The organism is Micromonospora thermarum (genome assembly GCF_012034245.1).
Classification (GTDB): domain Bacteria; phylum Actinomycetota; class Actinomycetes; order Mycobacteriales; family Micromonosporaceae; genus Micromonospora; species Micromonospora thermarum.
Genome location: NZ_JAATEO010000004.1, coordinates 159,566 through 179,369, shown reverse-complemented (window position 1 = coordinate 179,369; position 19,804 = coordinate 159,566). Strand labels below are relative to the sequence as shown.

Sequence of the window (19,804 nt, the reverse complement as noted above, 5' to 3'; positions counted from 1 at the left end):
CGGGCGACCGGCCGCGCGGAGGGCGACGCCTCAGCGGCCTCGGCTGGAGTCGTGCGGGGTGCGGCTGCGGCCGAGGGCGTCGACCCGGCCCCAGCGGCCCGGGATGTCGAGCAGTTCGATGCGGCCCATGCCGTCCGGCACGTACGGGTCGATGATCAGGTGGTCCCCCTGCGGCTCCAGACCGAGGATGACCCGGAGCAGCAGCAGCGGTGTCCCCGCCGACCAGGCCTGGGGGCTGCACGCGGTGGGGTACTTCACCGGGTACTCGGTGAGGGTCCGGTCGTAGCCGGCGAACGCCTCCGGCAGCCGGCCCTCGAAGAAGCGGGAGGCGTCGAGGATCGCGTCGCAGATCCGCCCGGCCTCCTCGCGGAAGCCGTACTTCCACAGGCCCCAGGCGATGATCGAGTTGTCGAACGGCCAGACGGTGCCGACGTGGTAGCCGATGGGGTTGTACCGGCCCTGGTCGTCGGCGAGCGTTCGCACGCCCCAGCCGGTGAAGAGGCGGGGGCCGAGCAGATGCTCGGCGAGCCGCCCCGCGCGTGACTCGTCCACGATGCCGCTCCAGAGGAGGTGGCCGACGTTCGAGCTGAGCGCGTCCACCTGCCGGCCGTCGGCGTCGAGAGCGAGCGCGTAGTACTCCTTGTCCGGGATCCAGAAGTCCCGGTTGAACCGCATCTTCAGATCGGCGGCCTCCCGCTCCAGCCGGTCTGCGTAGGCGGGGTCGTTGAAGAACCGGCGGGCCAGCCGGGCGCCCCGGATCTTCGCGTCGTACGCGTACCCCTGTAGTTCGCAGGTGGCGCGGGGGAAGCCCGGCAGCCGGCCGTCGCGGTACGAGATCGAGTCCCAGGAGTCCTTCCAGCACTGGTTCGCGAGTCCGGTGTCCGGGTTGCGGGTCCGGTACCAGATGTAGCCGGTCCCGAGCAGGTCGCCGTACGTGTCGATCCAGGCGAGGGCGGCGCGGATGGAGGACTCCAGCTTCATGATCAGCGCGCCGTCGCCGGTCCACCGCTCGTACTCGTCGAGCAGGATCACGAAGAGCGGCGTGGCGTCGGCGGAGCCGTAGTAGGGCGAGTGCGGCTGCTCCTCGAAGCCTGCGGTCTCGCCGTACCGCAGCTCGTGCAGGATCTTGCCCGGCTCCTCGTCCCGGAAGTCGTCCAGCCGGTGTCCCTGGAGACCGGCGAGGAGCAAGAGCGTCGACGGAATCAGCTCGGGCAGGAACGGCAGCACCTGGAGGGAGGTGAAGATGCTGTCCCGCCCGAACAGGGTCATGAACCATGGCAGGCCGGCGGAGATCAGCCGGGCCCCGAGGGAGATGGACTCGTAGCGCAGGGCGGCCAGGTCGTTCAGGCTGCGCCGGTACGCCCCGGCGAGCGGCTCGCAGTCGCAGCCGAGTTTCGGGGCCTGCTCGATCAGCTCGTCCTGCTCGGCCTCGATGGCCGCCGGGTTGCGGACACCCCGGTACAGCGGCAGGTTGGACCGGATGTCCTCGCCCCGGGCGCCGTAGATGAGGGTGGCCACGTGCAGCCGGGTCGTCCACTCCCCGTGCGGGCCGATGCGGATCCGGAACGTCATCCCGGCCACGTCGATGTCGCCGGGCGTGCTGGTCGACACCACGGTCTCCCGGTGGAAGGCGTCGCGCCGGTAGGTGAGCCGCAGTTCGTTCTCGCCGACGCTGGCGGTGGCGTGGCCGTGTTTCTGACGGACGTTCTTGATCTCGAACAGGTCGGCGAAGTCGGCGCCGATGTCGAGCCGGAGGGCGAACTCGATCTCCTCGCCGGCGTGGTTGAGCACGGTCACTTCCTCGTCGATGCTCCCACCGATGGCCCGGCTGCGGATCACCGACACCTTCGCGTCGAGGTAGTGGGTCGGCTCGCCGGGGGCCAGGAAGAACCGGGTCTGGTACGACCGGGCGTCGTCCACCGACAGGGCGTGCAGGCGTTGCCCGTCGAGCGTGATCAGCCACGTGGAGAGGAACCGGGTGTCGAACGAGAAGAGCCCGGTGGGGAAGTCCAGGGACGGCTCGACGTCCCCGCGGCGGTCGCTGACCAGGAAGGTGTTGCCGTCCAGGATGCTGATCAGTTGCTTCACCGCAGCCGCCCGACCTGTTCACGCGCGACCTCGCGCGGGTCCCGGGTGCCCGGCGGCTCGGGGAAGAACCGGCGGAAGGCGAGGAAGAGCACGACGTTGCCGCTGAAGCTGCTCTCGTTGCGCAGCACTGCGGAGATCGCCTGCGCCCGGCCGGTGACGAGCTGGTCGAAGAGGTCCTGGCTGCTGTACCAGATCCCGTCGGCGGGGCCGCGCATGCGGCTGACCTCGACCGAGCCGGGTCCCATCCGGACCCGCCAGTGCTCGGTCCGGTTGCCGTCGCTGAGGTCGATCTGGATCGTGCCGCTGACCGGGCCCCGGAGGATGGCCGGGGCGCGCGCCGGCAGTGATTCGAAGAATCGCTCCGTCGCCTCGGTCACAACCGAATCGTAGGCATTGGCCCGAGTTGCCGGGTCGGTTCCCGTCCGGCGCTTCGCCGACGAGCTCCGGAAGAGTCGCCCTCGGGCCGGTGTACTCGGCTCGACCGAGGACTGCGACACCGGCCCTAGTAGACGAGCGCCCGGGCGTCCTCGGCCATGGTCTCCTCGACGAAGACCGCCGCGCCCGCGATCCGGACGCCCGGCAGCACGTCGCCCGGGCCGATGTCGCGCCGCGCGGCGCACTGGGTGCACGCCGTCACCCGGCCGGTGGTCAGGATCACGTGCAGCAGTTCCGCCAGCGGCGCCGAGTGCGGCAGCTCGAACTCCTGTGCCCGCCCGGGCAGCGCGAACCAGGTCGCCTCACCGGTCAACCACAGCGAGACGTCCACCCCGGCCGCGGCCGCGGTGGACGCGACCGTGAACGCCTGTGCGCACCGCTCCGGGGCATCGGCGCCCGCGGTGGCCTTGACGACGAGGGTACGGGCCATGACGCCAGCATAGGATGGTCGCCGATGGTCACCGAGATAGGGTTCGTCAGCCTGTTGGTCGCCGGCCTCGGTGCGCTCGCCGGTGGCCTGGTCTACCTTGCCGTACGCATATCGAGAGGCCGTTGGTGAGCGCGAGGAGTGAGCCGGGTTTGCGAGCCCCGCAGTCGCGAACGAAAAGTGACGCGGTGAGCGCGAGAAGTGGGCGTGCCCCGACGGGGAAGGGCGGAGTGAACCGGTGAGCGACGAGAATCCACTGCAGCCACCGCCGTGGCTGAACGCGCCGCCGGTCGACCCGTACCCCTACGAGGAGAGCCACGACCTGCGGGTCGGCCCGAAGCTGCACCCGACGCTGGACGGCCTGCTGCCGTACATCGGGGTGTGGCGGGGGCGCGGCCGGGGCGGCTTTCCCACGATCGAGGACTTCGACTTCGCGCAGGAGATCCGGATCAGCCACGACGGCCGGCCGTTCCTGTTCTACGAGTCCCGGGCCTGGCTGCTGGACGAGCAGAGCCGGCCGATCCGCCCCGCCGGGCGCGAGGTCGGCTGGTGGCGGCCGGTGCTGGCGGGTGATCGGGCGACCGACGAGCTGGAAGCGCTGATGACCACGCCCACCGGCGTGATGGAGCTGCACATCGGCAAGCGCAAGGGCACGCAGATCGAGTTCGTGACCGACGCCGTCGTCCGCACCTCCACCGCCAAGGAGGTCACCGCCGGCCACCGCCTGTTCGGCATCGTGGAAGGCGCTCTGCTGTACGCGCAGGAGATGGCTGCCGTCGGTCATGGCCTGTCCCCGCACCTCTCCGCCCGACTGATCCGCGTCGGCGGCTGAGCACCGGCCGGGGTCCGGGTCGCGGACCCCGCCTCAGCCCGATGGCACGGGAAAGCCCACCAGGGCCTGCAACCGCCCGGTGTACGCCGACCGGGGCCGGTCGACTCCGTCGAGCGCACGGACCTCGACCAGGCCCCGGACCGACGAGGTGAACCAGACGCCGTCGGCGGCGACCAGGTCGGCCGGCGTCGCCATCCGTTCGTCGGCGCCCAGCCCCGCCTCGTCGGCGTGGGCGAGCAGCCAGGCGGCGGTGGTGCCGGGAAGGATGCCGGTGTCGGCGGCGGGCACCGTGCAGAGGACATCCCCGGCCAGCCACACGACGTTCGCGATCGGCCCCTCCAGGGCGTACCCGTCGGAGGAGATCCAGAGCACGTCGTCGACGCCTGTCCGGGAGGCCCAGCGGCGGGCGGCGGTGCTCACCGCGTACGACGTCGACTTGACTCCGGCGGGCAGCCAGTCCAGGCCAGCCCGGGCCCGGGCGGGCACGCCCAGCGGCAGCGTCGCCACGGTGATGGCGTCGCGGCGGGCGTCCCGCGCCGACGCCGGCACCTCGGCCAGCGTCGCGTACACGGTGGGCGGCCCGCCGCCCTCCGGCCCCCGGGTGCAGACCAGCCGCAGCGCCCCCTCGACGTCGACGGGCCACCCCTCGGCGACCTCGTCGAGCAGGGCGACCAGCGCCTCGGCCGGGGGGAGGGGCAGCTCCACCGCCTTCGCCGACCGGGCCATCCGCTCCAGGTGGGCCTCCCGCAGCCAGGGCCGCCCGGACCGCAGGTGCATCGTCTCGAAGAGCCCGTCGCCGCGCAGGACGCCGAGGTCGTCGCCGCGCAGCACCGCCTCCCCGGCCGGCACCCGGCCGCGCCCGAGCACCGCCAATCTCGCCGCCACCATGACCGCCGAGCATAGGGCCTGTGCCGCGGCGGCCGGGTCCCGCGCGGGGGCGAACTATGATCGGACGGTGTCCGAAACCTCCCTCGCGGAACTGCTCCGGGCCCGTGGCCTGCGGCTGACGGCGCAGCGGCAGCTCGTCCTCCAGGCGGTGCTCGACCTGGGGCATGCCACGCCGGAACAGGTCCACACGGCCGTCCGGGAGGTGGCCGCGGGGGTCAACATCACCACCATCTACCGCACGCTGGAGCTGCTGGAACGGCTCGGCCTGGTGACCCACACCCACCTCTCGCACGGCTCGCCGACGTACCACGCGGCCGGCGAGGACCAGCACGTGCACCTGGTCTGCCGCGAGTGCGGCGCGATCGACGAGATCGATCCGGACCTGCTGCGCCCGCTGGCCGACCAGCTCACCGCGCAGCGGGGGTTCTGGGTGGACATCGGCCACGTCTCCCTCTTCGGTGTCTGCGGCCGCTGCGGGAACGGGGACCGGGAATGATCGACATTGCGGGTGCGGTGGCTGTCGAGAGCATCGACGAGGCCAGCCGGGACCAGCCGGAGCCGGTGCACGCGGCGGCCGGCGTACGCGGGGTGGCCGCACACTACGGCGACCCGCTGCGCGAGCAGCGCACGCTGGAGACCGCCGTCGGCCTGGTCGACCGCTCCCACCGGGGCGTGATCGCGGTGCCCGGCGAGGACCGGGCCGGCTGGCTGCACACGCTCACCACCCAGCACCTCGGGCAACTGGCCGCCGGGCAGGGCACCGAGCTGCTGGTGCTCTCCCCGCACGGGCACGTGGAGCAGCACGCGATGGTCGCCGAGGACGGCGTCACCACCTGGCTGGACACCGAGCCGGGCGCGACCTGCGACCTGCTCGCGTACCTGGAGCGGATGCGCTTCTTCAGCAAGGTCGACCCGCGGGACGTGACGCCGGACCACGCGCTGCTCTCGCTGGTCGGCCCCGAGGCGCCGGCCGCCCTGGCGACCCTGGGCGTGAGCGGCCTGGCCGCGCCCGACGTGGTCGCCGTACCGGGCCCGAAGTTCCACGCCGGCTCGGTGCCGCCCCGGCCCACCGTGCTCTACGACGTGCGCCCGCTGCCGGTGGGCGGGTGGGCGCGCCGCGGGCACCTGGGTGTCGACCTGCTGGTGCCCCGGGCCGCGATGGCGCAGGTGGTGGCGGAGCTGCGCGGCGCCGGCGTGCCGGTGGCGGGCCTCTGGGCGTACGAGGCGGTGCGGGTGGCCGCCCGTCGGGCCCGGGTCGGGGTGGACACCGACCACCGCACCATCCCCGCCGAGGTGGACCTGATCGCTCCGGCCGTACACCTGGAGAAGGGCTGCTACCGGGGGCAGGAGACGGTGGCCCGGGTGCACAACATGGGCCGGCCGCCACGCCGGCTCGTCCTCCTGCACCTCGACGGGGTGACCACCGACCGGCCGCCGGCCGCCGGGACGCCGGTGACCCTCGACGGCCGGGCGGTCGGCTTCGTCGGCACCGCCGTGCAGCACCACGAGCTGGGCCAGATCGCCCTGGCGGTGGTCAAGCGCAACGTCCCCGACGACGCCCGACTGTTCATCGGCGACACCGCCGCCGCGATCGATCCGGCGTAGAGCCGCCTTCAGAGGAAGGTTCACTTCCCCGTGGCACCGATGACGGAAAACTTCCTGTCGACCGGTGCCGGGGCCGCCGTCTAGGATCCGGGGCATGACGACAGGGACGTTGATCACGGTTGCCCCGACCGGCGCGGAGTCGGCCAAGGCGGAGGTGCCGGCGCTGCCGGTGACCCTCGACGAGCTGCTGCTGACCGCCAAGGAGTGCGAGGCGCTGGGCGCCGCGGTGATCCACGTCCACATCCGGGACGACGACGCCCGGCCGACCCTCGACCAGGGCCGGCTGCGCGACACCGTGGCGGCGCTGCGGGACAGCACCGATCTCGTCGTCCAGCTCTCGTCCGGCGGCGCGGTCACCGACCCGGAGGCCGACCGGCTCGCCGTCCTCGACGCCGGCCCGGACATGGCCTCCTGCACCATGGGCACGGTCAACTTCGGCGACGACGTGTTCCTCAACCGGTGGGAGTTCATCGTCGAGCTGCACACGCGTATGCAGGAGCGGGGCATCGTCCCCGAGTACGAGATCTTCGACCTCGGCCACCTCACCGCCCTCCAGCGGCTGCTCGGGAAGTACGGCCTGCCGGCGGGCGGGCACGTGCACGTCGACTTCGTCATGGGTGTCCCCGGGGGCATGCCCGGCACCACGGCGACGCTGGTCGCCGCCCAGCAGATGCTGCGTGACCTGCCGGAGAGCACCACGTTCTCGGCGACCGGCATCGGTCGCAGCACGATCCCGGTGCTGCTCGCCTCGCTGTCCGCCGGCGGGCACCTGCGGGTCGGCATGGAGGACACGGTGACGTACGCCAAGGGCCGGCCGGTCGAGTCCAACATGCAGCTCGTCGCGCGCGCGGTCGGCTTCGCCCAGCTCGCTCAGCGCCCGCCGCTCACCACCGCCGAGGCCCGCGGGCTGCTCGGCGTGACCGCCGCCGGCCGGTAAGCGGCGGCGGGTCGAGCGTCCGTGTACGCCGCCGCGTGGTGTACCTGGTCACCCGCCCGACGACGGTGATCGGCGGGCGGTACCGTCCACGTCGTGGGAAAGACGTACGAGGGCGGCGTGCCGCTCGCCGAGGTGGTCCGGTCCGGGTTCGTGGAGGGCGTGCACCGAGGGTCGGTGGTGGTGCTGGATGCCGCCGGTGTACCGGTGGCCGCCGCCGGGGACGTGACCGCACCGGTCTTCCCCCGCTCGTCGAACAAGCCGATGCAGGCGGTCGGCATGATCCGCGCCGGGCTGCCGTTGACGGACCCGGCCGATCTGGCCCTCGTCTCGGCCAGCCACGCGGGGGAGGAGTTCCACCTCGCCCGGGTCGGCGCGCTGCTGGCGCAGGCCGGGCTCGACGAGTCGGCGTTGCACTGCCCGCCGGACCTGCCGGTCGGGGAGGACGCCCGCGCCGCCGTGCTGCGCGCGGCCGGCGGCCCCACGCGTATTCAGATGAACTGCTCCGGCAAGCACAGCGGGATGCTGTTGACCTGCCGCGCCGCGGGGTGGCCGCTGGAGGGGTACTGGCGGCCGGAGCACCCGTTGCAGGAGCGGCTGCGGGAGGCGGTCGAGGAGCTCACGGGTGAGCCGGTGGCGGCGACCGGTGTGGACGGGTGCGGCGCCCCCGTGCTCGCCGTGTCGTTGACCGGCCTCGCGACGGCGTTCCTCCGGCTGGTCTCCGCCGAGCCGGGTGCGGTGCCGCGTGTGGTGGCCGACGCGATGCGGGCCCACCCCGAGATCGTGGGCGGTACGCAGGCCGACGACACCCGGCTGATGCGCGGGGTGCCGGAGCTGCTCGCCAAGGTCGGTGCCGAGGGCGTCATCGCGGCGGCGGTGCCCGGCGTCGGGGCGGTCGCCCTCAAGATCGACGACGGCGCCGGCCGGGCCCGGATGCCGGTGCTGGTCTCCGCGCTGCGCCGGCTCGGTGTCGCCGCGCCGGTGCTGGAGGAGTTCGCCGAGGTGCCCCTGTTCGGCGGCGGCCTCCCCGTCGGAGCCGTCCGCCCCCTCTGGTAACCGACCCGGCCCCACCCGCGCCGATCATGAAGATAGCGGGTGATTCGGCGATCAACTCACCCGCCAACTCCATGATCAACGCGCTTGGGTCGGCCTGGCTCGGGTCGGCCGGGTCCGGGTTTCAGGGGAGGAAGTCGAGTAGGGCGGTCGGCGTTGGCGGGGTCCACCTCGCCGATCAGGCTGTCCCAGAGGTCGTTGGCCTCGTCGGACCACCGGTTGCCGGAGACCGCCGCACCCAGCAGGGCCAACGCCGTCACCCGGTCCGGATGCGCCAGCGCGGTGTCGATCGCGACCGCGCCACCGAAGGACCAGCCGACCAGGGCGGCGCGCTCGATGCCGAGCGCGTCCAGCAGCCCGGCCACGTCGTCGTGGTTGGCGAACGGTGCGGGCGGCAGCTCGGACTCGCCGTAGCCGCGCAGGTCCAGGGCGATCACCCGGTGCCGGGACGCCAGTGCGTCCACCTGCTCCCGCCACATCCGGCGGTCGGCGATTCCCGCGTGCAACAGGACGACGGGCGTGCCGTCGCCGATGTCGTCGTACGCCAGTCGTGCCCGTGAACCATGATCTCAGCCATCGCGGGAACCGTAGAGATCCGGACGCGGGAGGCGCAGGGGGATTGCTGAGACGTTGCTAACTCTGGCTAGCGATCCGCTTGCAGGAGCTAGCAGTGGGAGATAGCGTCGAGGTATGGCTACTGGTAAAGACCTTCCCGACGTCGGCGAGTTCATTCGTGACCTGCGCCGGAACGCGAAGATTTCGCTCCGGCAGCTCGCCGAGCAGGCGGGGGTCAGCAACCCGTACCTGAGTCAGATCGAGCGTGGGCTGCGCAAGCCCAGCGCCGAGGTGCTCCAGCAGCTCGCCAGCGCGTTGCGGGTGTCGACGCCCGCGATGTACCTGCGGGCCGGTCTGCTGGACGACAAGGAGGGGCAGGGCGTCCTGGCCGCGATCGCCGTCGACCCCGACCTGACCATGGCACAGAAGCAGTCGCTCACGCAGATCTACGAGACGTTCCGCCGGGAGAACGCGCGGCTGGCGGAGGCCACCGCGGCCGCCGGCGGCGCGACACCGGCCACCACCGAGGAGGCGGGCCCCTCGACGCCGTCCGGGTCGGCTGCGGACCTGGCCAACGCCGCCGCCACCGGGCCGACCACACCGGAGGGCACGCCGACCGAGGCGGTCATCGAGTCGGTCGCCGTCACGGAGTCCGGCCCCGCACCCGCCCCGACCCCCGCGAAGAAGGCCGTCCGCCGGGCGGCCCCGAAGGCCGCCGGTGCGGCCGAGGAGGAGAAGTCATGACCACCCAGCCGAAGACCAACCGCATCCCGGCCCCGCTCTACGCCGCCGCCGGCGCGGGCGAGCTGGCGTACCAGCAGCTGCGCAAGCTTCCCGCCGTGGTGGGCGACCTGGGCACCCGGGTCGTCGCCGACCTCGGCGGCAAGGCCGTCGTCACCGGCGTCGAGCTGCGGCAGAAGGCCAACGAGACCCTGCGCACCGCGACGGTGACCGCCGAGGGCCTGCGCCAGAAGGCCGCCACCGACCTGGACCTCAACCGGCTCCGCGAGGCCGCGGACCTCAAGCGCGTCCGCGAGGCGGCCGACCTCAACCGGCTCCGTGAGGTCGCCGACCTCGACAAGCTGCGCGAGGTCGCCACGCGCAACGCCGCCGTCGTGGTCGCCGGCGCGCACGCCGCGCAGGAGCGGGCGCTCGCCGCGTACGGCGCGCTGGTCGCCCGTGGTGAGCGGGTCGTCGGTGCCGGCGTGCTGGAGGCCGCCGAAACGGTGAACGCCGACATCGACGCCACCGAGGGCGCGCTCGCCGCGCCGACCACCACCGACGGCGCGCTCGCCGCGCCCACCACCGAGGGCGCGCTCGCCGCGCCGGCCACCGCCGAGGTGCCGACCCCCGCCGAGGTCGCCGAGGTGGCCGAGGCCAAGCCGGCCGCCGTGAAGAAGCGGGCCACCAAGGCCGCCGCCAAGCCGGCCACCCCGTCCGCGAAGCTGCCGCGCGCCACGAAGCGGACCCGCCCGGCCGCCGAGTGACCTGCCGAAGAAAGTGACCCCGGGTACGTCCTGTCGGACGTACCCGGGGTCACCGGCATAAGCTTGCCGTCATGGCCACTGCCGCGCCGATCTTCGCCTTCGCCGTCCGTGACGTGATCGAGCTGATCCTGCTCGCCTTCGCACTGATCGTCCAGGGTGTAGCCCTGGTGCACGCCATCACGCAACGGTCCGACGGGTTCACCGCGATCGGCACCCTGCCCAAGGGTGGCTGGGTCGCGATCCTCGCCGTCTGCCTCGTGCTGACCCTGCTCGGCTTCGGTCCGATCAGCCTCTTCGGACTGATCGGCATCGCCGCCGGGCTCATCTACCTGCTCGACGTCCGGGTCGGCCTGCGCGACCTCAGCGACGGCCGAGGATCCTGGTGAGGGGTTTCCGCTGGCCCCCACCGCCGGACGGCGGTCCCCGCACCTGGGGCCCCGGCCCGGGAGCCCCCCGCACCGGCCGTCCGGCCCTGCCCGAGCCGGAGACGGACCTGGTCACCACCCCGCACGGCGTACGCCTGGAACAGCTGGTCACCGGCGCGGGTGACCCGGTCACGGTGTTCGCGCACGGGTTGGGCAACGGCATCGCGACCACCCGGCCGTTCGGGAGCGGCGTGGCCGGCCGCAAGATCTTCTTCCAGTTCCGCGGTCACGGCCGCTCCGACGCGCCGGCCGGTCCGTGGAGCTACGCCGACCTCGCCCGCGACCTGCGCGCGGTCGCCGACCTCGGCGGCGCGACCCGGGCGTTCGGCGCGAGTCTGGGTGCCGGCGCGCTCTGCCGACTGCTCCTCGAGAGTCCGCACCGGTTCGAGCGGCTGGTCTTCTTCCTGCCGGCGGTGCTGGACCGGCCACGCGGCGAGGTGGCCCGGGACCGGCTGACGGCGCTGCTCGACGCGGTCGAGAGCGGCGACGCGGCCACGGTCGCGGACGTCGTGCAGGTGGAGCTGCCGTCGGCCGTACGGAACACGCCCGCCGGCTGGGCGTACCTGCGGCAGCGCCTCGACCAGCTCCTGCGTGACGGTCTCGCGCCGGGCCTGGCCAGCCTGCCCGACTCGGTGCCGCTGCGCGACGCCACGGCGCTGGCCGCGGTGACCGCACCGGCCCTCGTGATCGCGTGCGCGGGCGACGACCTGCACCCGGTCGAGGTCGCGGAGCAGCTCGCGGGTGCGCTGCCCCGGGCCACCCTGCACGTGTACGACCGGCCGGGTGTCCTCTGGACCGACCGCGCCGATCTGCGGGAGCGCGTCTCGGGCTTCCTCAACGAGTAGCCTGCGGTGGCATGGGCGTCACACACCACGGCCGTACGCACCGGCTCGACCTCGCGGACCCGACCCTGCGGGAGTGGGAGTGCACGGTGCTGCTCGCCGACGCGGAGCAGGGCATCGTGCTGGACCAGTCGGCCTTCTACCCGGGCGGTGGCGGGCAGCCGCCGGACCACGGCGTCCTGCTCTGGCAGGGCGTGCAGACCCGCGTCGTCGGCACCCGCAAGGGCGACGACCTCTACCTGATCCCGGCCGAGGGTGACCCGCTGCCGCCGCCCGGCACGACCGTCACCGGCGCGATCGAGGACGAGCGGCGCACCCGGCTGATGCGTATCCACTCCGGCCTGCACGTGCTCTGCGGCGTGGTCTTCCGGGACTTCGGCGCGCTGGTCACCGGCGGCAACATGGAACCCGGCGAGGCGCGGATGGACTTCAACCTCCCCGAGGTGCCGCCGGACTTCAAGACCCGCATCGAGGAGCTGGTCAACGCCGAGGTCGCGGCCGACCGGGCCGTCGCCGTCCGGGTGCTGCCCCGGGCCCAGGCCCTCGCCCTGCCGGACATCATCCGTACCCAGTCCAACCTGATCCCGCCGGACGAGCAGGAGGTGCGGATCGTCGACATCGTCGGGTTGGACGTGCAGGCCGACGGCGGCACGCACGTGGCCTCCACCGCGCAGATCGGCAAGGTCCAGGTGGTCAAGGTGGAGAGCAAGGGCCGGGCGAACCGCCGGGTCCGCGTCCGCCTGGTCGACTGAGGACGTACGCGCCGTGGCGACCTTGCCGAGAGGTTGCCATCAGGTGAACAGGTGACGAGGATCTCCGAAGGATCGGTCCCCGGCCTCGACGGCCGGGGCCCCGGCGACAAAGGAGTCCCCGATGCCTGATCTTGACCGGCGTACGTTGCTGCGCGGCGCGGCCGCCGCGGCCGGCGGCGCCGTCCTCGGCGGCCCGTTCCTCGGGTTCGTGGCGCGTGACCAAGCCGGCGCGGTCGGCCGGCGTCCGGCGCCCGACCCGGTCCTCGGGCCGGTGCCGGACCTGCGCGACGGCCAGGTCCGCCTGCACCTGCCCGAGGGCTTCCAGTACCGGTCGTTCCACGACACCGAGTTCCCGGTGGTCCTCGACGACGGCACGCGGCTGCCGGGCCGGCACGACGGCATGGGCGCGTTCCGTGGCCGCGGCGGCACGGTGCGGCTGGTCCGCAACCACGAGGTGAACAACCCCGGCCCGGCCTTCGGCGACGCCTCCACCGCGTACGACCCGATGGCGCAGGGCGGCACCACCACGATCGAGGTGACCCGGTACGGCGAGGTCCGCCGCTCCTGGACCAGCCTGAACGGCACGATGATGAACTGCTCCGGCGGCGTGATGCCCTGGGGGAGCTGGATCACCTGCGAGGAGACGGTCAACGGGCCGGACGTCGGCCCGGACTTCACCGGTACCTCCAACGTGCCGCTCACCCAGCCGCACGGCTTCATCTACGAGGTACCCGTCGACGGGCGGTCGGACGGACAGCCGATCACCGCCGCCGGCCGGTTCGCCCACGAGTCGGTGGCGTACGACCCGCGCGGCGGGCACCTGTACCTCACCGAGGACAACTTCGGCTTCCCCTCCGGCTTCTACCGCTACACCCCGCCCCGGCACCCAAGGTCGTGCGGCCGGCTGCTGGACGGGGGCCGCCTGCAGATGCTCGCGGTGCGTGGCCGGCCCAACCTGGACCTCGCCGCGGCGCAGCCGAGGCACGCCGCGTACCGGGTGGAGTGGGTGGACATCGACGACCCGGCGCCCCGGTTCCCGTACACCCCCGGTGAGGTGGCGCCCACCACCAACGAACAGGCGCTGACGTACGTCTCGCGGCAGGGCTGGGAACGCGGCGCCGCCTACTTCTCCCGGCTGGAGGGATCGGCGTACGACGACGGCGTCGTCTACTTCACGGCCACCCAGGGTGGTGGCCCCGCCGAGACCTCGACCGGCCCGATCGCCGACGGGTACGGCAACGGGCACGGCCAGGTGTGGGCGTACCACTGCCGGTCGCAGGTGCTGCGGCTGGTGTACGAGTCGCCGGGGCCGGATGTGCTGGACTTCCCGGACAACGTGACCACCAGCCCGCGCGGCACCCTGGTGGTCTGCGAGGACAACGTGAACGACAACTACCTGCGCGGGCTCACCCCTCGTGGCGAGTTGTTCGACATCGCGCTGAACCGGCTGGTCAGCAGCACCGGCGCGGACCGGTCCAACGACGAGTTCGCCGGCTCCACGTTCAGCCCGGACGGGCACACCCTGTTCGTCAACATCCAGGCGAGCCGGGGCATGACGTTCGCGATCTGGGGCCCCTGGTCGCGGATCGGCGTCTGAACCAGCGGTCGTGGGGGTGGCGGTTCCACCCCCACGACCGGGTCAGCCGCGGGGTTCGGCGGGCAGGTGGGCGGCGCGGACGTCCAGCAGCCAGCGCTCCACGGCCGCCTCGTCGGGGCGGTCCGGCAACGGCGTCCGGATGCCGTCGAAGTCGCGTTCCGCCTCCGCCAGCAGCGTCCGCGCCGCCTCGATGTCACCGCCGGCCACCCGCTCGCCGAAGGACCGGAACCACTGTGGATCCGCGAGCCGGATCTCCAACACGCCGGTGGCGTAGAGGTGCCGGCCCTGGTGCACCAGCCGGGCCAGGTGCCGGGCGTGTTTCGCGGTGCGGCGCCGCACGTCGGACGAGAACGTTCCGTCGCCGCGCGACTCCAGCTTGCGGAACTGCCGGGACGCGTACCCGAGGAAGGCGTCGCGGACCCGAGGTGCGGACAGGAACGCGGACCGGATCGCGATCAGCCGCTCGCCGAACTCCGTCCGCGTCTCGTAGCAGTCGTCGGGCAGCCACATCAGCTCGGTGGCGGTCGGGTTGCCGCTGAGCGCCAGCTTCGCGTACTTCGCAGCCTCGTGAAGCGTGACGTCCGGGTCGGTGGTGACCACGGACTCCTTCGGCGGGTGCAGGCCGTGGAACGCGACGGTGGGCGCGGCGAACACGCCGATCCGGTCGACGTCGGAGCCGGGGCCGGCCAGCCCGTACGCGACCGAGCCGACGATCCCGGAGAGCAGCAGGTGCATGCCGGCGAGCATGACGCACGACACCCGGCCGGGAAACCGGACTTCGGATGTCAGGTTTTCCTGACAGGGTCGGACGCATGACGACGACACCGCTGACAGGAAAGGTCGCGCTGGTCGCCGGCGCGACCCGGGGCGCCGGCCGGCAGATCGCGGTCCAGCTCGGTGCGGCCGGCGCGACGGTCTACGCCACCGGTCGCAGCAGCCGGGCGGGGCGCTCGGAGATGGACCGGCCGGAGACGATCGAGGAGACCGCCGAGCTGGTGACCGCGGCCGGCGGCACCGGCATCGGCGTCCGGGTGGACCACCTGGTCCCCGACGAGGTTCGCGCGCTGGTCGAGCGGATCGACGCCGAACAGGGCCGGCTCGACGTGCTGGTCAACGACATCTGGGGCGCCGACCCGCTGATCACCTGGGAGAAGCCGGTCTGGGAGCAGAAGCTCGACGACGGCTTCCGTGCCCTGCGGCTCGCCGTGGACACGCACATCATCACCAGCCACTTCGCGCTCCCGCTGCTGATCCGCCGCCCGGGCGGGCTGGTCGTCGAGATGGGCGACGGCACGAGGGCGTTCAACGAGGACCGGTACCGGTTGTCGGTCTTCTACGACCTGGCCAAGGTCTCGGTGACCCGGCTGGCGTTCGCCTGGGGGCACGAGCTGAAGCCGCACGGCGGCACGGCCGTCGCACTCACCCCGGGTTGGATCCGGTCGGAGGCGATGCTGGAGCACTTCGGGGTCACCGAGGAGAACTGGCGCGACGGCGCCGCCAAGGACCCGCACTTCCTCATCTCGGAGACCCCGGCCTTCGTCGGGCGCGCGGTCGCCGCGCTGGCCGCCGACGAGGACCGGGCCCGCTGGAACCAGGCCTCCGTCTCGGCCGGGGAGCTGTCCCAGGTGTACGGGTTCACCGACGTCGACGGCAGCCGACCGGACGCCTACCGCTACATCGCCGAGGTGGTGGAGAAGGGCAGGCCGGCGGACGTGACCGGCTACCGCTGAGCGGTGCGCGCGGGCGGCCCGGCGTCACCCCGCGCCGCCCGCGTCGCCGGTCCCGCCCGCGTAGAGCGCCGCGCTGCGCCGGGCGGCGTCCGCCAGCCGCGCCCGCAGCTCGGGCGGGTCGAGCACCTCCACCTCCGGCCCCAGCCCCAGCAGCTGCGGGTACGCGACCTGAAGCGACTCGACGGGCAGCCGGGTCACCACCCACCCCTGCCCGTCGGGCTCGCCGGCGGCGGCGAGCGCCTCGTCGTACACGAAGGGGGCGTCGGCGAGGAAGCGGAGCCCGCGCAGGCCGGCGGGGCTCAGCCGGATCGTCACCTCGGCCCGGAGCATGCTCCGCAGGAACGCCTCGGCCTGCTCCCGCCAGTACGCGGCCAGGTCGAAGCCGGCGTCCCGGTCGAAGGTCTCGGCGTCCACCTCGACGTGGGTGACCCGGTCCACCCGGTACGTGCGGTACGCGTCGCCGACCCGGCCGACCAGATACCAGACGCCGCTCTTGAGGACCAGCCCGTACGGGTGTGCCTTCCGCTCGACCTCGCGGTCGCCGCGCCGGTAGCGCAGCCGGACCACCCGGTCGCGCCAGACCGCGCCGGCCAACTCGCTCAACCACGGCGGTGGCCCGGTCTCGCGGAACCAGCCCGGCACGTCCAGGTGGAACCGTTGGCCGGTGCGCACCGGCGCGTCGCGCAGGCTCGGCGGCAGCGCGGCGAGCACCTTCAGCTCGGCGGACGCCACCGCGTCGGCCAACCCCATGTCACCCGCCGGCCCCGGCAGCCCGGCCAGGAAGAGCGCCTCCGCCTCGTCCCGGGTCAGCCCGGTCAGCCGGGTCCGGTAGCCGCCCAGCAGCCGGTAGCCGCCCGCACGACCCCGGTCGGCGTAGACCGGCACCCCGGCGGCGGACAGCGCCAGCACGTCCCGGTAGACGGTGCGCTCGGAGACCTCCAGCTCGCGCGCCAGCTCCGCCGCCGTCATCGTCTCCCGCGACTGGAGCAGCAACACCAACGAGATCAACCGGGCCGCCCGCACCCGCCCATTGTGTCGCGAGCGACCGATAGGCTCGGCGACCGTGAGCACACCCCGTGACCTCGCCGCACCCGTGACCGGGGCCGCCGGCCGGTTCCTCGCCGGCGTCGGGCTGTTCCTGCGCGGGCTCGGCCTGTACGTCCGCAGTCCCGGCCTGATGCTGCTCGGCGTCGTGCCGGCGCTGATCTCCGGGGCGCTCTTCGTCACCGCGTTCGCCACGCTGGTGTACTTCGTGGACGACCTCGCGGCGCTGCTCACGCCGTTCGCCGACGGGTGGTCCGCCACCTGGCGCAGCCTGGTCCGGGTGGTCGCCGGCCTGGCCCTGCTCGGGTTGGGCGGCCTGCTCGCCGTGGTCGCGTTCACCGCCGTCACCCTGGTCATCGGCGACCCGTTCTACGAGAAGATCTCCGAGCGGGTGGAGGAACGGTACGGCGGCACGCCGAACGCCGTCGACGTGCCGCTCTGGGCGTCGCTGCGGCGCAGCGCCGCCGACTCCGTGCGGTTGGTGGGGCTGTCGGTGCTGTTCGGGGTGCCCCTGTTCGCCGCCGGCTTCATCCCGGTGGTCGGCCAGACCGTGGTGCCGGTGCTCGGCGCGGCCGTCGGCGGCTGGCTGCTCGCGGTGGAGCTGACCGGCGCGCCGTTCTCCCGGCGCGGCAAGCGGCTGCCGGACCGGCGCGCCGCCCTGCGGGCGGACCGGCCGACCGCCCTCGGCTTCGGGACGGCGGTCTTCGTCTGCTTCCTGATCCCGCTCGGCGCGGTGCTGCTCATGCCGGCCGCCGTCGCCGGCGCGACGCTGCTGACCCGTCGCGTGCTCGGCCAGCCGACGGAGGCCGGACCGTGAAGATCACCCTGGTCGAGGGGGACATCACCGCCCAGCGGGTCGACGTCGTCGTCAACGCCGCCAACTCGTCCCTGCTGGGTGGCGGTGGAGTCGACGGGGCCATCCACCGCCGGGGCGGCCCGGCCATCCTGGCCGAGTGCCGGCAGCTGCGGGCCTCCCGGTACGGGCGCGGGCTGCCCACCGGGCAGGCGGTCGCGACCACCGCCGGTGACCTGCCCGCGCGCTGGGTCGTCCACACGGTGGGGCCGGTCTGGTCGGCCACCGAGGACCGCTCGGGGCTGCTGCGTGACTGCTACGCGAACAGCCTGCGCGTCGCCGACGAGCTGGGCGCGGCGACCGTCGCGTTCCCGCTGATCTCCGCCGGGGTGTACGGCTGGCCGCTGGAGGACGCGGTGCGCCAGGCGCTGGCGGTGCTGCGGTCCGCCAGCCCGGCGCACGTCACCGAGGCCCGGCTGGTCCTGTTCGGCGCGGCCACGTACGCGGTCGCCGAGCGGGTGGCCGACGCCAGCTGATCAGGGGCGCGGCCCGTGAAGGGACCAGGGCTCATCCGCCGAGGGGTGCGATCTCGGGGTTGTCAGCGCCGCCGCCCCGGCATCGCGCTGACGATCCGATGCATGCCTGTGCGCGATCGCGCGATCCAACGATGGATTCTGAGCGCTTCGGGGCCTGTGCTTGCTGCACTCCCGCAACGCGGGGCGTAAGCCCGCCGGAGGGCTGGCGTACGCCGCCTCGGGCTCGGAGCTGGCTCGGCGCGGCCGAGGCCAGCGAGGTCAGCGCGACACGCCGAAGAATCCGAAGCGCGCTCCGGTTTTCGCTGATGAGCGCCTAGACCGGCTATCCTTCATCCACAGGTTGTCCACAGGGGAGGCTGACGTAACCGAGCCAGGATCGCCCCTTGGTGCCCGATTTGCTGAGGTCGAACATATGTTCTGCCTTCGAATCGAAGGCACAACCCGCGCCGCCCGCCAAGCGGCTGGACGTTTTCCACAAGATGTGGGCCATCCTGACGCATATGTCCACGACATGTGGGGGTCTGGGTCAGCTTGCGAATCTTCGGTCCGACCTGTACGGGGATCTCCCGGAAGCACGAAAAAACCCGGCGTCCGCCGGGTGGCGGTCGCCGGGTCTCCTCGTACTGTCAGAGGTTTGAGAGACTAGCAGGGTGGCGCGCTCCTCGTAAGAGGTAGTGCGCCTTCTTGTTGCGTGGTCGCCACGGCTTCCTCCATCAGGAAGGACGCCATGTCCAAGCAGAAGGTCACCGGCAGCCCCGGTGAGGCCGCCCCGAAGAGCGGTCAGTACAAGCCGGTGAAGGGTGGCAACGAGGTGACGGTCCCGAAGGGCACCACCCTCCCGCCGACCCCGAAGGGCGGCGACTGGGTCTTGGTCGACCCGAGCAAGAACAAGTCCGGCAAGTAGTCCGCCCGCCCTAGCTGCGGCCGGGCCTTGATCCAGGAAGCCCGTCCGGTCCGCCGGGCGGGCTTCCTGCGATCTGCCACCCCGGGACTCTGGCGATCGAGGGATGTCGTAGTGCAATGGCTTTCGACGGGCGTCCCCCGCAGGAAGCTCTAGGCCTCTCGGCAGAGCGAATCAGGGTGTGGCGGCTGCCTGCCTCTTAGCGTCTCGGGCGGCCCTCGCTCTGGCGACCTTAGCTGGTGACTGGAAGACCTCGCTGAGAACTTCACTCATCAGTGCCAAGACCAGGTCGGCGTCCTCCTTGTCCACGGGATCGACGAAGTCACCATGAGCCATGTCGTTCCCGAGATAGCGCACTTCGTGCGCGCCCTCCTTAATGTGTTCTCTGATGAATCCCTGATCGTGCATCTCATCGATCTTGTCCGCCAAGCTGCCCTTCTTGATGTCCTTCGCCTTGGCGGTCGCCTCGATCACTGACCTTGCGAGCAGGACAGCTGCCCTCAGGTCGTTGTTTTCGGCGCAGCGATATGCCTCGGATGCCGCCGCTCCGATGTGCTCGGGCACGTCGAGGAAGCCCCTATTGCTGGATGCGCTCGGAGTCCATCGCAGGAACTCTCGATGGTCGTTGAGAAAGGACAGGATCCCGCTAACGCTGTCGTTGTCGGGGTATGCGTCGGCCTCGATGGAGGCGATCATTAAGCCGGAGCAGCCGTCGCACTTAAAGCAGGCCATGGTCGTTGCAAGGACCGTTTCGGTGTCCATGAACCACGTCGCCGCGTGTGATCCGTCCACGTACGCCATGTGCGCGTATCGCCCGCACCATGCACAGTAAGCTGCCGCCACGCACGAAGCCTACGTCCCAGCTTGGGCGGCTTCCTAC

The 19,804-nt window shown here is 72.6% G+C and carries 24 protein-coding genes; 16 read left to right on the top strand and 8 right to left on the bottom strand.

The window, feature by feature from the left end; translation table 11 throughout:
- Positions 1-30: 30 nt before the first annotated feature.
- From HCJ94_RS05655 to HCJ94_RS05645, 3 genes are all read right to left on the bottom strand, one after another.
- Complete coding sequence (locus HCJ94_RS05655; protein WP_167999891.1) at positions 31-2,088, bottom strand: amylo-alpha-1,6-glucosidase; 2,058 nt, start codon at positions 2,086-2,088, stop codon at positions 31-33.
- Positions 2,085-2,465, bottom strand: coding sequence for an SCP2 sterol-binding domain-containing protein (locus HCJ94_RS05650; protein WP_167999890.1), 381 nt, complete (start codon positions 2,463-2,465; stop codon positions 2,085-2,087). The genes HCJ94_RS05655 and HCJ94_RS05650 overlap by 4 nt, the downstream gene beginning before the upstream one ends.
- Before the next feature lie 125 nt (positions 2,466-2,590).
- A complete protein-coding gene (locus HCJ94_RS05645) occupies positions 2,591-2,953 on the bottom strand; it encodes a DsrE family protein (protein ID WP_167999889.1) in 363 nt (120 codons plus the stop codon).
- Between the two features lie 24 nt (positions 2,954-2,977).
- On the opposite strand from HCJ94_RS05645, the gene mtfM reads away from it, so the two are divergent.
- Both mtfM and HCJ94_RS05640 read left to right on the top strand, forming a co-directional pair.
- Positions 2,978-3,082 carry a small membrane protein MtfM gene (mtfM, locus tag HCJ94_RS30875; RefSeq protein WP_267897534.1) on the top strand — a complete coding sequence of 35 codons (105 nt, stop codon included), beginning with the start codon at positions 2,978-2,980 and terminating at the stop codon, positions 3,080-3,082.
- A gap of 106 nt (positions 3,083-3,188) precedes the next feature.
- Complete coding sequence (locus HCJ94_RS05640; RefSeq protein WP_167999888.1) at positions 3,189-3,782, top strand: heme-binding beta-barrel domain-containing protein; 594 nt, start codon at positions 3,189-3,191, stop codon at positions 3,780-3,782.
- Positions 3,783-3,815: 33 nt separating this feature from the next.
- Here HCJ94_RS05640 and HCJ94_RS05635 read toward each other — a convergent pair whose 3' ends face one another.
- Positions 3,816-4,670, bottom strand: a complete 855-nt coding sequence (locus HCJ94_RS05635) for an aminotransferase class IV (protein ID WP_167999887.1) — start codon at positions 4,668-4,670, stop codon at positions 3,816-3,818.
- A 67-nt stretch (positions 4,671-4,737) separates the two neighbouring features.
- On the opposite strand from HCJ94_RS05635, the gene HCJ94_RS05630 reads away from it, so the two are divergent.
- The 4 genes from HCJ94_RS05630 to HCJ94_RS05615 all read left to right on the top strand — a co-directional run bounded on the left by HCJ94_RS05630 (position 4,738) and on the right by HCJ94_RS05615 (position 8,265).
- Positions 4,738-5,166, top strand: coding sequence for a Fur family transcriptional regulator (locus HCJ94_RS05630; RefSeq protein WP_167999886.1), 429 nt, complete (start codon positions 4,738-4,740; stop codon positions 5,164-5,166).
- Positions 5,163-6,275: a CAF17-like 4Fe-4S cluster assembly/insertion protein YgfZ gene (ygfZ, locus tag HCJ94_RS05625; RefSeq protein WP_167999885.1), complete on the top strand. Its 1,113-nt coding sequence runs from the start codon at positions 5,163-5,165 to the stop codon at positions 6,273-6,275. Before HCJ94_RS05630 ends, ygfZ begins: the two co-directional genes overlap by 4 nt.
- A gap of 94 nt (positions 6,276-6,369) precedes the next feature.
- Positions 6,370-7,212, top strand: coding sequence for a beta-keto acid cleavage family enzyme (locus tag HCJ94_RS05620; protein WP_167999884.1), 843 nt, complete (start codon positions 6,370-6,372; stop codon positions 7,210-7,212).
- Between the two features lie 93 nt (positions 7,213-7,305).
- Positions 7,306-8,265, top strand: a complete 960-nt coding sequence (locus HCJ94_RS05615) for an asparaginase (protein WP_167999883.1) — start codon at positions 7,306-7,308, stop codon at positions 8,263-8,265.
- Positions 8,266-8,321: 56 nt separating this feature from the next.
- On the opposite strand, the gene HCJ94_RS05610 is transcribed toward HCJ94_RS05615, so the two are convergent.
- The gene (locus HCJ94_RS05610; RefSeq protein WP_305070241.1) at positions 8,322-8,768 is read right to left on the bottom strand and encodes an alpha/beta fold hydrolase; all 447 of its coding nucleotides are present in this window, start codon (positions 8,766-8,768) and stop codon (positions 8,322-8,324) included.
- Positions 8,769-8,952: 184 nt separating this feature from the next.
- Between HCJ94_RS05610 and HCJ94_RS05605 the strand changes: the two genes are divergently transcribed.
- The 6 genes from HCJ94_RS05605 to HCJ94_RS05580 all read left to right on the top strand — a co-directional run bounded on the left by HCJ94_RS05605 (position 8,953) and on the right by HCJ94_RS05580 (position 13,920).
- Positions 8,953-9,561, top strand: coding sequence for a helix-turn-helix domain-containing protein (locus tag HCJ94_RS05605; protein ID WP_167999882.1), 609 nt, complete (start codon positions 8,953-8,955; stop codon positions 9,559-9,561).
- Positions 9,558-10,304, top strand: coding sequence for a hypothetical protein (locus HCJ94_RS05600; protein ID WP_167999881.1), 747 nt, complete (start codon positions 9,558-9,560; stop codon positions 10,302-10,304). Before HCJ94_RS05605 ends, HCJ94_RS05600 begins: the two co-directional genes overlap by 4 nt.
- A 71-nt stretch (positions 10,305-10,375) precedes the next feature.
- On the top strand, positions 10,376-10,690 hold the full coding sequence (locus HCJ94_RS05595) for a DUF2516 family protein (protein ID WP_167999880.1): 315 nt from the start codon (positions 10,376-10,378) through the stop codon (positions 10,688-10,690).
- The gene (locus tag HCJ94_RS05590) at positions 10,687-11,574 is read left to right on the top strand and encodes an alpha/beta fold hydrolase (RefSeq protein ID WP_167999879.1); all 888 of its coding nucleotides are present in this window, start codon (positions 10,687-10,689) and stop codon (positions 11,572-11,574) included. Before HCJ94_RS05595 ends, HCJ94_RS05590 begins: the two co-directional genes overlap by 4 nt.
- 11 nt (positions 11,575-11,585) lie before the next feature.
- A complete protein-coding gene (locus HCJ94_RS05585) occupies positions 11,586-12,323 on the top strand; it encodes an alanyl-tRNA editing protein (protein WP_167999878.1) in 738 nt (245 codons plus the stop codon).
- 121 nt (positions 12,324-12,444) lie between these two features.
- Positions 12,445-13,920, top strand: coding sequence for a PhoX family protein (locus HCJ94_RS05580; RefSeq protein ID WP_167999877.1), 1,476 nt, complete (start codon positions 12,445-12,447; stop codon positions 13,918-13,920).
- Positions 13,921-13,962: 42 nt separating this feature from the next.
- Here the strand turns inward: HCJ94_RS05580 and HCJ94_RS05575 are convergent, their stop codons facing one another.
- A complete protein-coding gene (locus tag HCJ94_RS05575; RefSeq protein ID WP_167999876.1) occupies positions 13,963-14,655 on the bottom strand; it encodes a nucleotidyltransferase domain-containing protein in 693 nt (230 codons plus the stop codon).
- Positions 14,656-14,732: 77 nt separating this feature from the next.
- On the opposite strand from HCJ94_RS05575, the gene HCJ94_RS05570 reads away from it, so the two are divergent.
- Entirely contained in the window at positions 14,733-15,650 is a 918-nt protein-coding gene (locus HCJ94_RS05570; RefSeq protein ID WP_167999875.1) for an SDR family oxidoreductase, read from the top strand.
- A gap of 24 nt (positions 15,651-15,674) precedes the next feature.
- On the opposite strand, the gene HCJ94_RS05565 is transcribed toward HCJ94_RS05570, so the two are convergent.
- Positions 15,675-16,673, bottom strand: coding sequence for a helix-turn-helix transcriptional regulator (locus tag HCJ94_RS05565; protein ID WP_167999874.1), 999 nt, complete (start codon positions 16,671-16,673; stop codon positions 15,675-15,677).
- 40 nt (positions 16,674-16,713) lie between these two features.
- On the opposite strand from HCJ94_RS05565, the gene HCJ94_RS05560 reads away from it, so the two are divergent.
- The 3 genes from HCJ94_RS05560 to HCJ94_RS05550 all read left to right on the top strand — a co-directional run bounded on the left by HCJ94_RS05560 (position 16,714) and on the right by HCJ94_RS05550 (position 18,927).
- Positions 16,714-17,511 (top strand): EI24 domain-containing protein, encoded by a 798-nt coding sequence (locus HCJ94_RS05560; RefSeq protein ID WP_167999873.1) that lies wholly within the window; start codon positions 16,714-16,716, stop codon positions 17,509-17,511.
- Positions 17,508-18,023 (top strand): O-acetyl-ADP-ribose deacetylase, encoded by a 516-nt coding sequence (locus tag HCJ94_RS05555; protein ID WP_167999872.1) that lies wholly within the window; start codon positions 17,508-17,510, stop codon positions 18,021-18,023. The genes HCJ94_RS05560 and HCJ94_RS05555 overlap by 4 nt, the downstream gene beginning before the upstream one ends.
- 727 nt (positions 18,024-18,750) lie before the next feature.
- Positions 18,751-18,927 carry a hypothetical protein gene (locus HCJ94_RS05550; protein WP_167999871.1) on the top strand — a complete coding sequence of 59 codons (177 nt, stop codon included), beginning with the start codon at positions 18,751-18,753 and terminating at the stop codon, positions 18,925-18,927.
- Between the two features lie 171 nt (positions 18,928-19,098).
- On the opposite strand, the gene HCJ94_RS05545 is transcribed toward HCJ94_RS05550, so the two are convergent.
- Positions 19,099-19,725 carry a DUF4145 domain-containing protein gene (locus tag HCJ94_RS05545; protein WP_205800697.1) on the bottom strand — a complete coding sequence of 209 codons (627 nt, stop codon included), beginning with the start codon at positions 19,723-19,725 and terminating at the stop codon, positions 19,099-19,101.
- Between the last annotated feature and the right edge of the window lie 79 nt (positions 19,726-19,804).

Bases quoted from the DNA above. Each gene is read 5' to 3' on its own strand.
- HCJ94_RS05550 (WP_167999871.1), top strand. From the start codon at position 18,751: ATGTCCAAGCAGAAGGTCACCGGCAGCCCCGGTGAGGCCGCCCCGAAG.
- HCJ94_RS05635 (WP_167999887.1), bottom strand. From the start codon at position 4,670: ATGGTGGCGGCGAGATTGGCGGTGCTCGGGCGCGGCCGGGTGCCGGCC.
- HCJ94_RS05570 (WP_167999875.1), top strand. From the start codon at position 14,733: ATGACGACGACACCGCTGACAGGAAAGGTCGCGCTGGTCGCCGGCGCG.
- HCJ94_RS05545 (WP_205800697.1), bottom strand. From the start codon at position 19,725: ATGGCGTACGTGGACGGATCACACGCGGCGACGTGGTTCATGGACACC.
- HCJ94_RS05620 (WP_167999884.1), top strand. From the start codon at position 6,370: ATGACGACAGGGACGTTGATCACGGTTGCCCCGACCGGCGCGGAGTCG.
- HCJ94_RS05585 (WP_167999878.1), top strand. From the start codon at position 11,586: ATGGGCGTCACACACCACGGCCGTACGCACCGGCTCGACCTCGCGGAC.
- HCJ94_RS05575 (WP_167999876.1), bottom strand. From the start codon at position 14,655: ATGCACCTGCTGCTCTCCGGGATCGTCGGCTCGGTCGCGTACGGGCTG.
- HCJ94_RS05600 (WP_167999881.1), top strand. From the start codon at position 9,558: ATGACCACCCAGCCGAAGACCAACCGCATCCCGGCCCCGCTCTACGCC.
- ygfZ (WP_167999885.1), top strand. From the start codon at position 5,163: ATGATCGACATTGCGGGTGCGGTGGCTGTCGAGAGCATCGACGAGGCC.
- HCJ94_RS05580 (WP_167999877.1), top strand. From the start codon at position 12,445: ATGCCTGATCTTGACCGGCGTACGTTGCTGCGCGGCGCGGCCGCCGCG.
- HCJ94_RS05645 (WP_167999889.1), bottom strand. From the start codon at position 2,953: ATGGCCCGTACCCTCGTCGTCAAGGCCACCGCGGGCGCCGATGCCCCG.
- HCJ94_RS05605 (WP_167999882.1), top strand. From the start codon at position 8,953: ATGGCTACTGGTAAAGACCTTCCCGACGTCGGCGAGTTCATTCGTGAC.
- mtfM (WP_267897534.1), top strand. From the start codon at position 2,978: ATGGTCACCGAGATAGGGTTCGTCAGCCTGTTGGTCGCCGGCCTCGGT.
- HCJ94_RS05595 (WP_167999880.1), top strand. From the start codon at position 10,376: ATGGCCACTGCCGCGCCGATCTTCGCCTTCGCCGTCCGTGACGTGATC.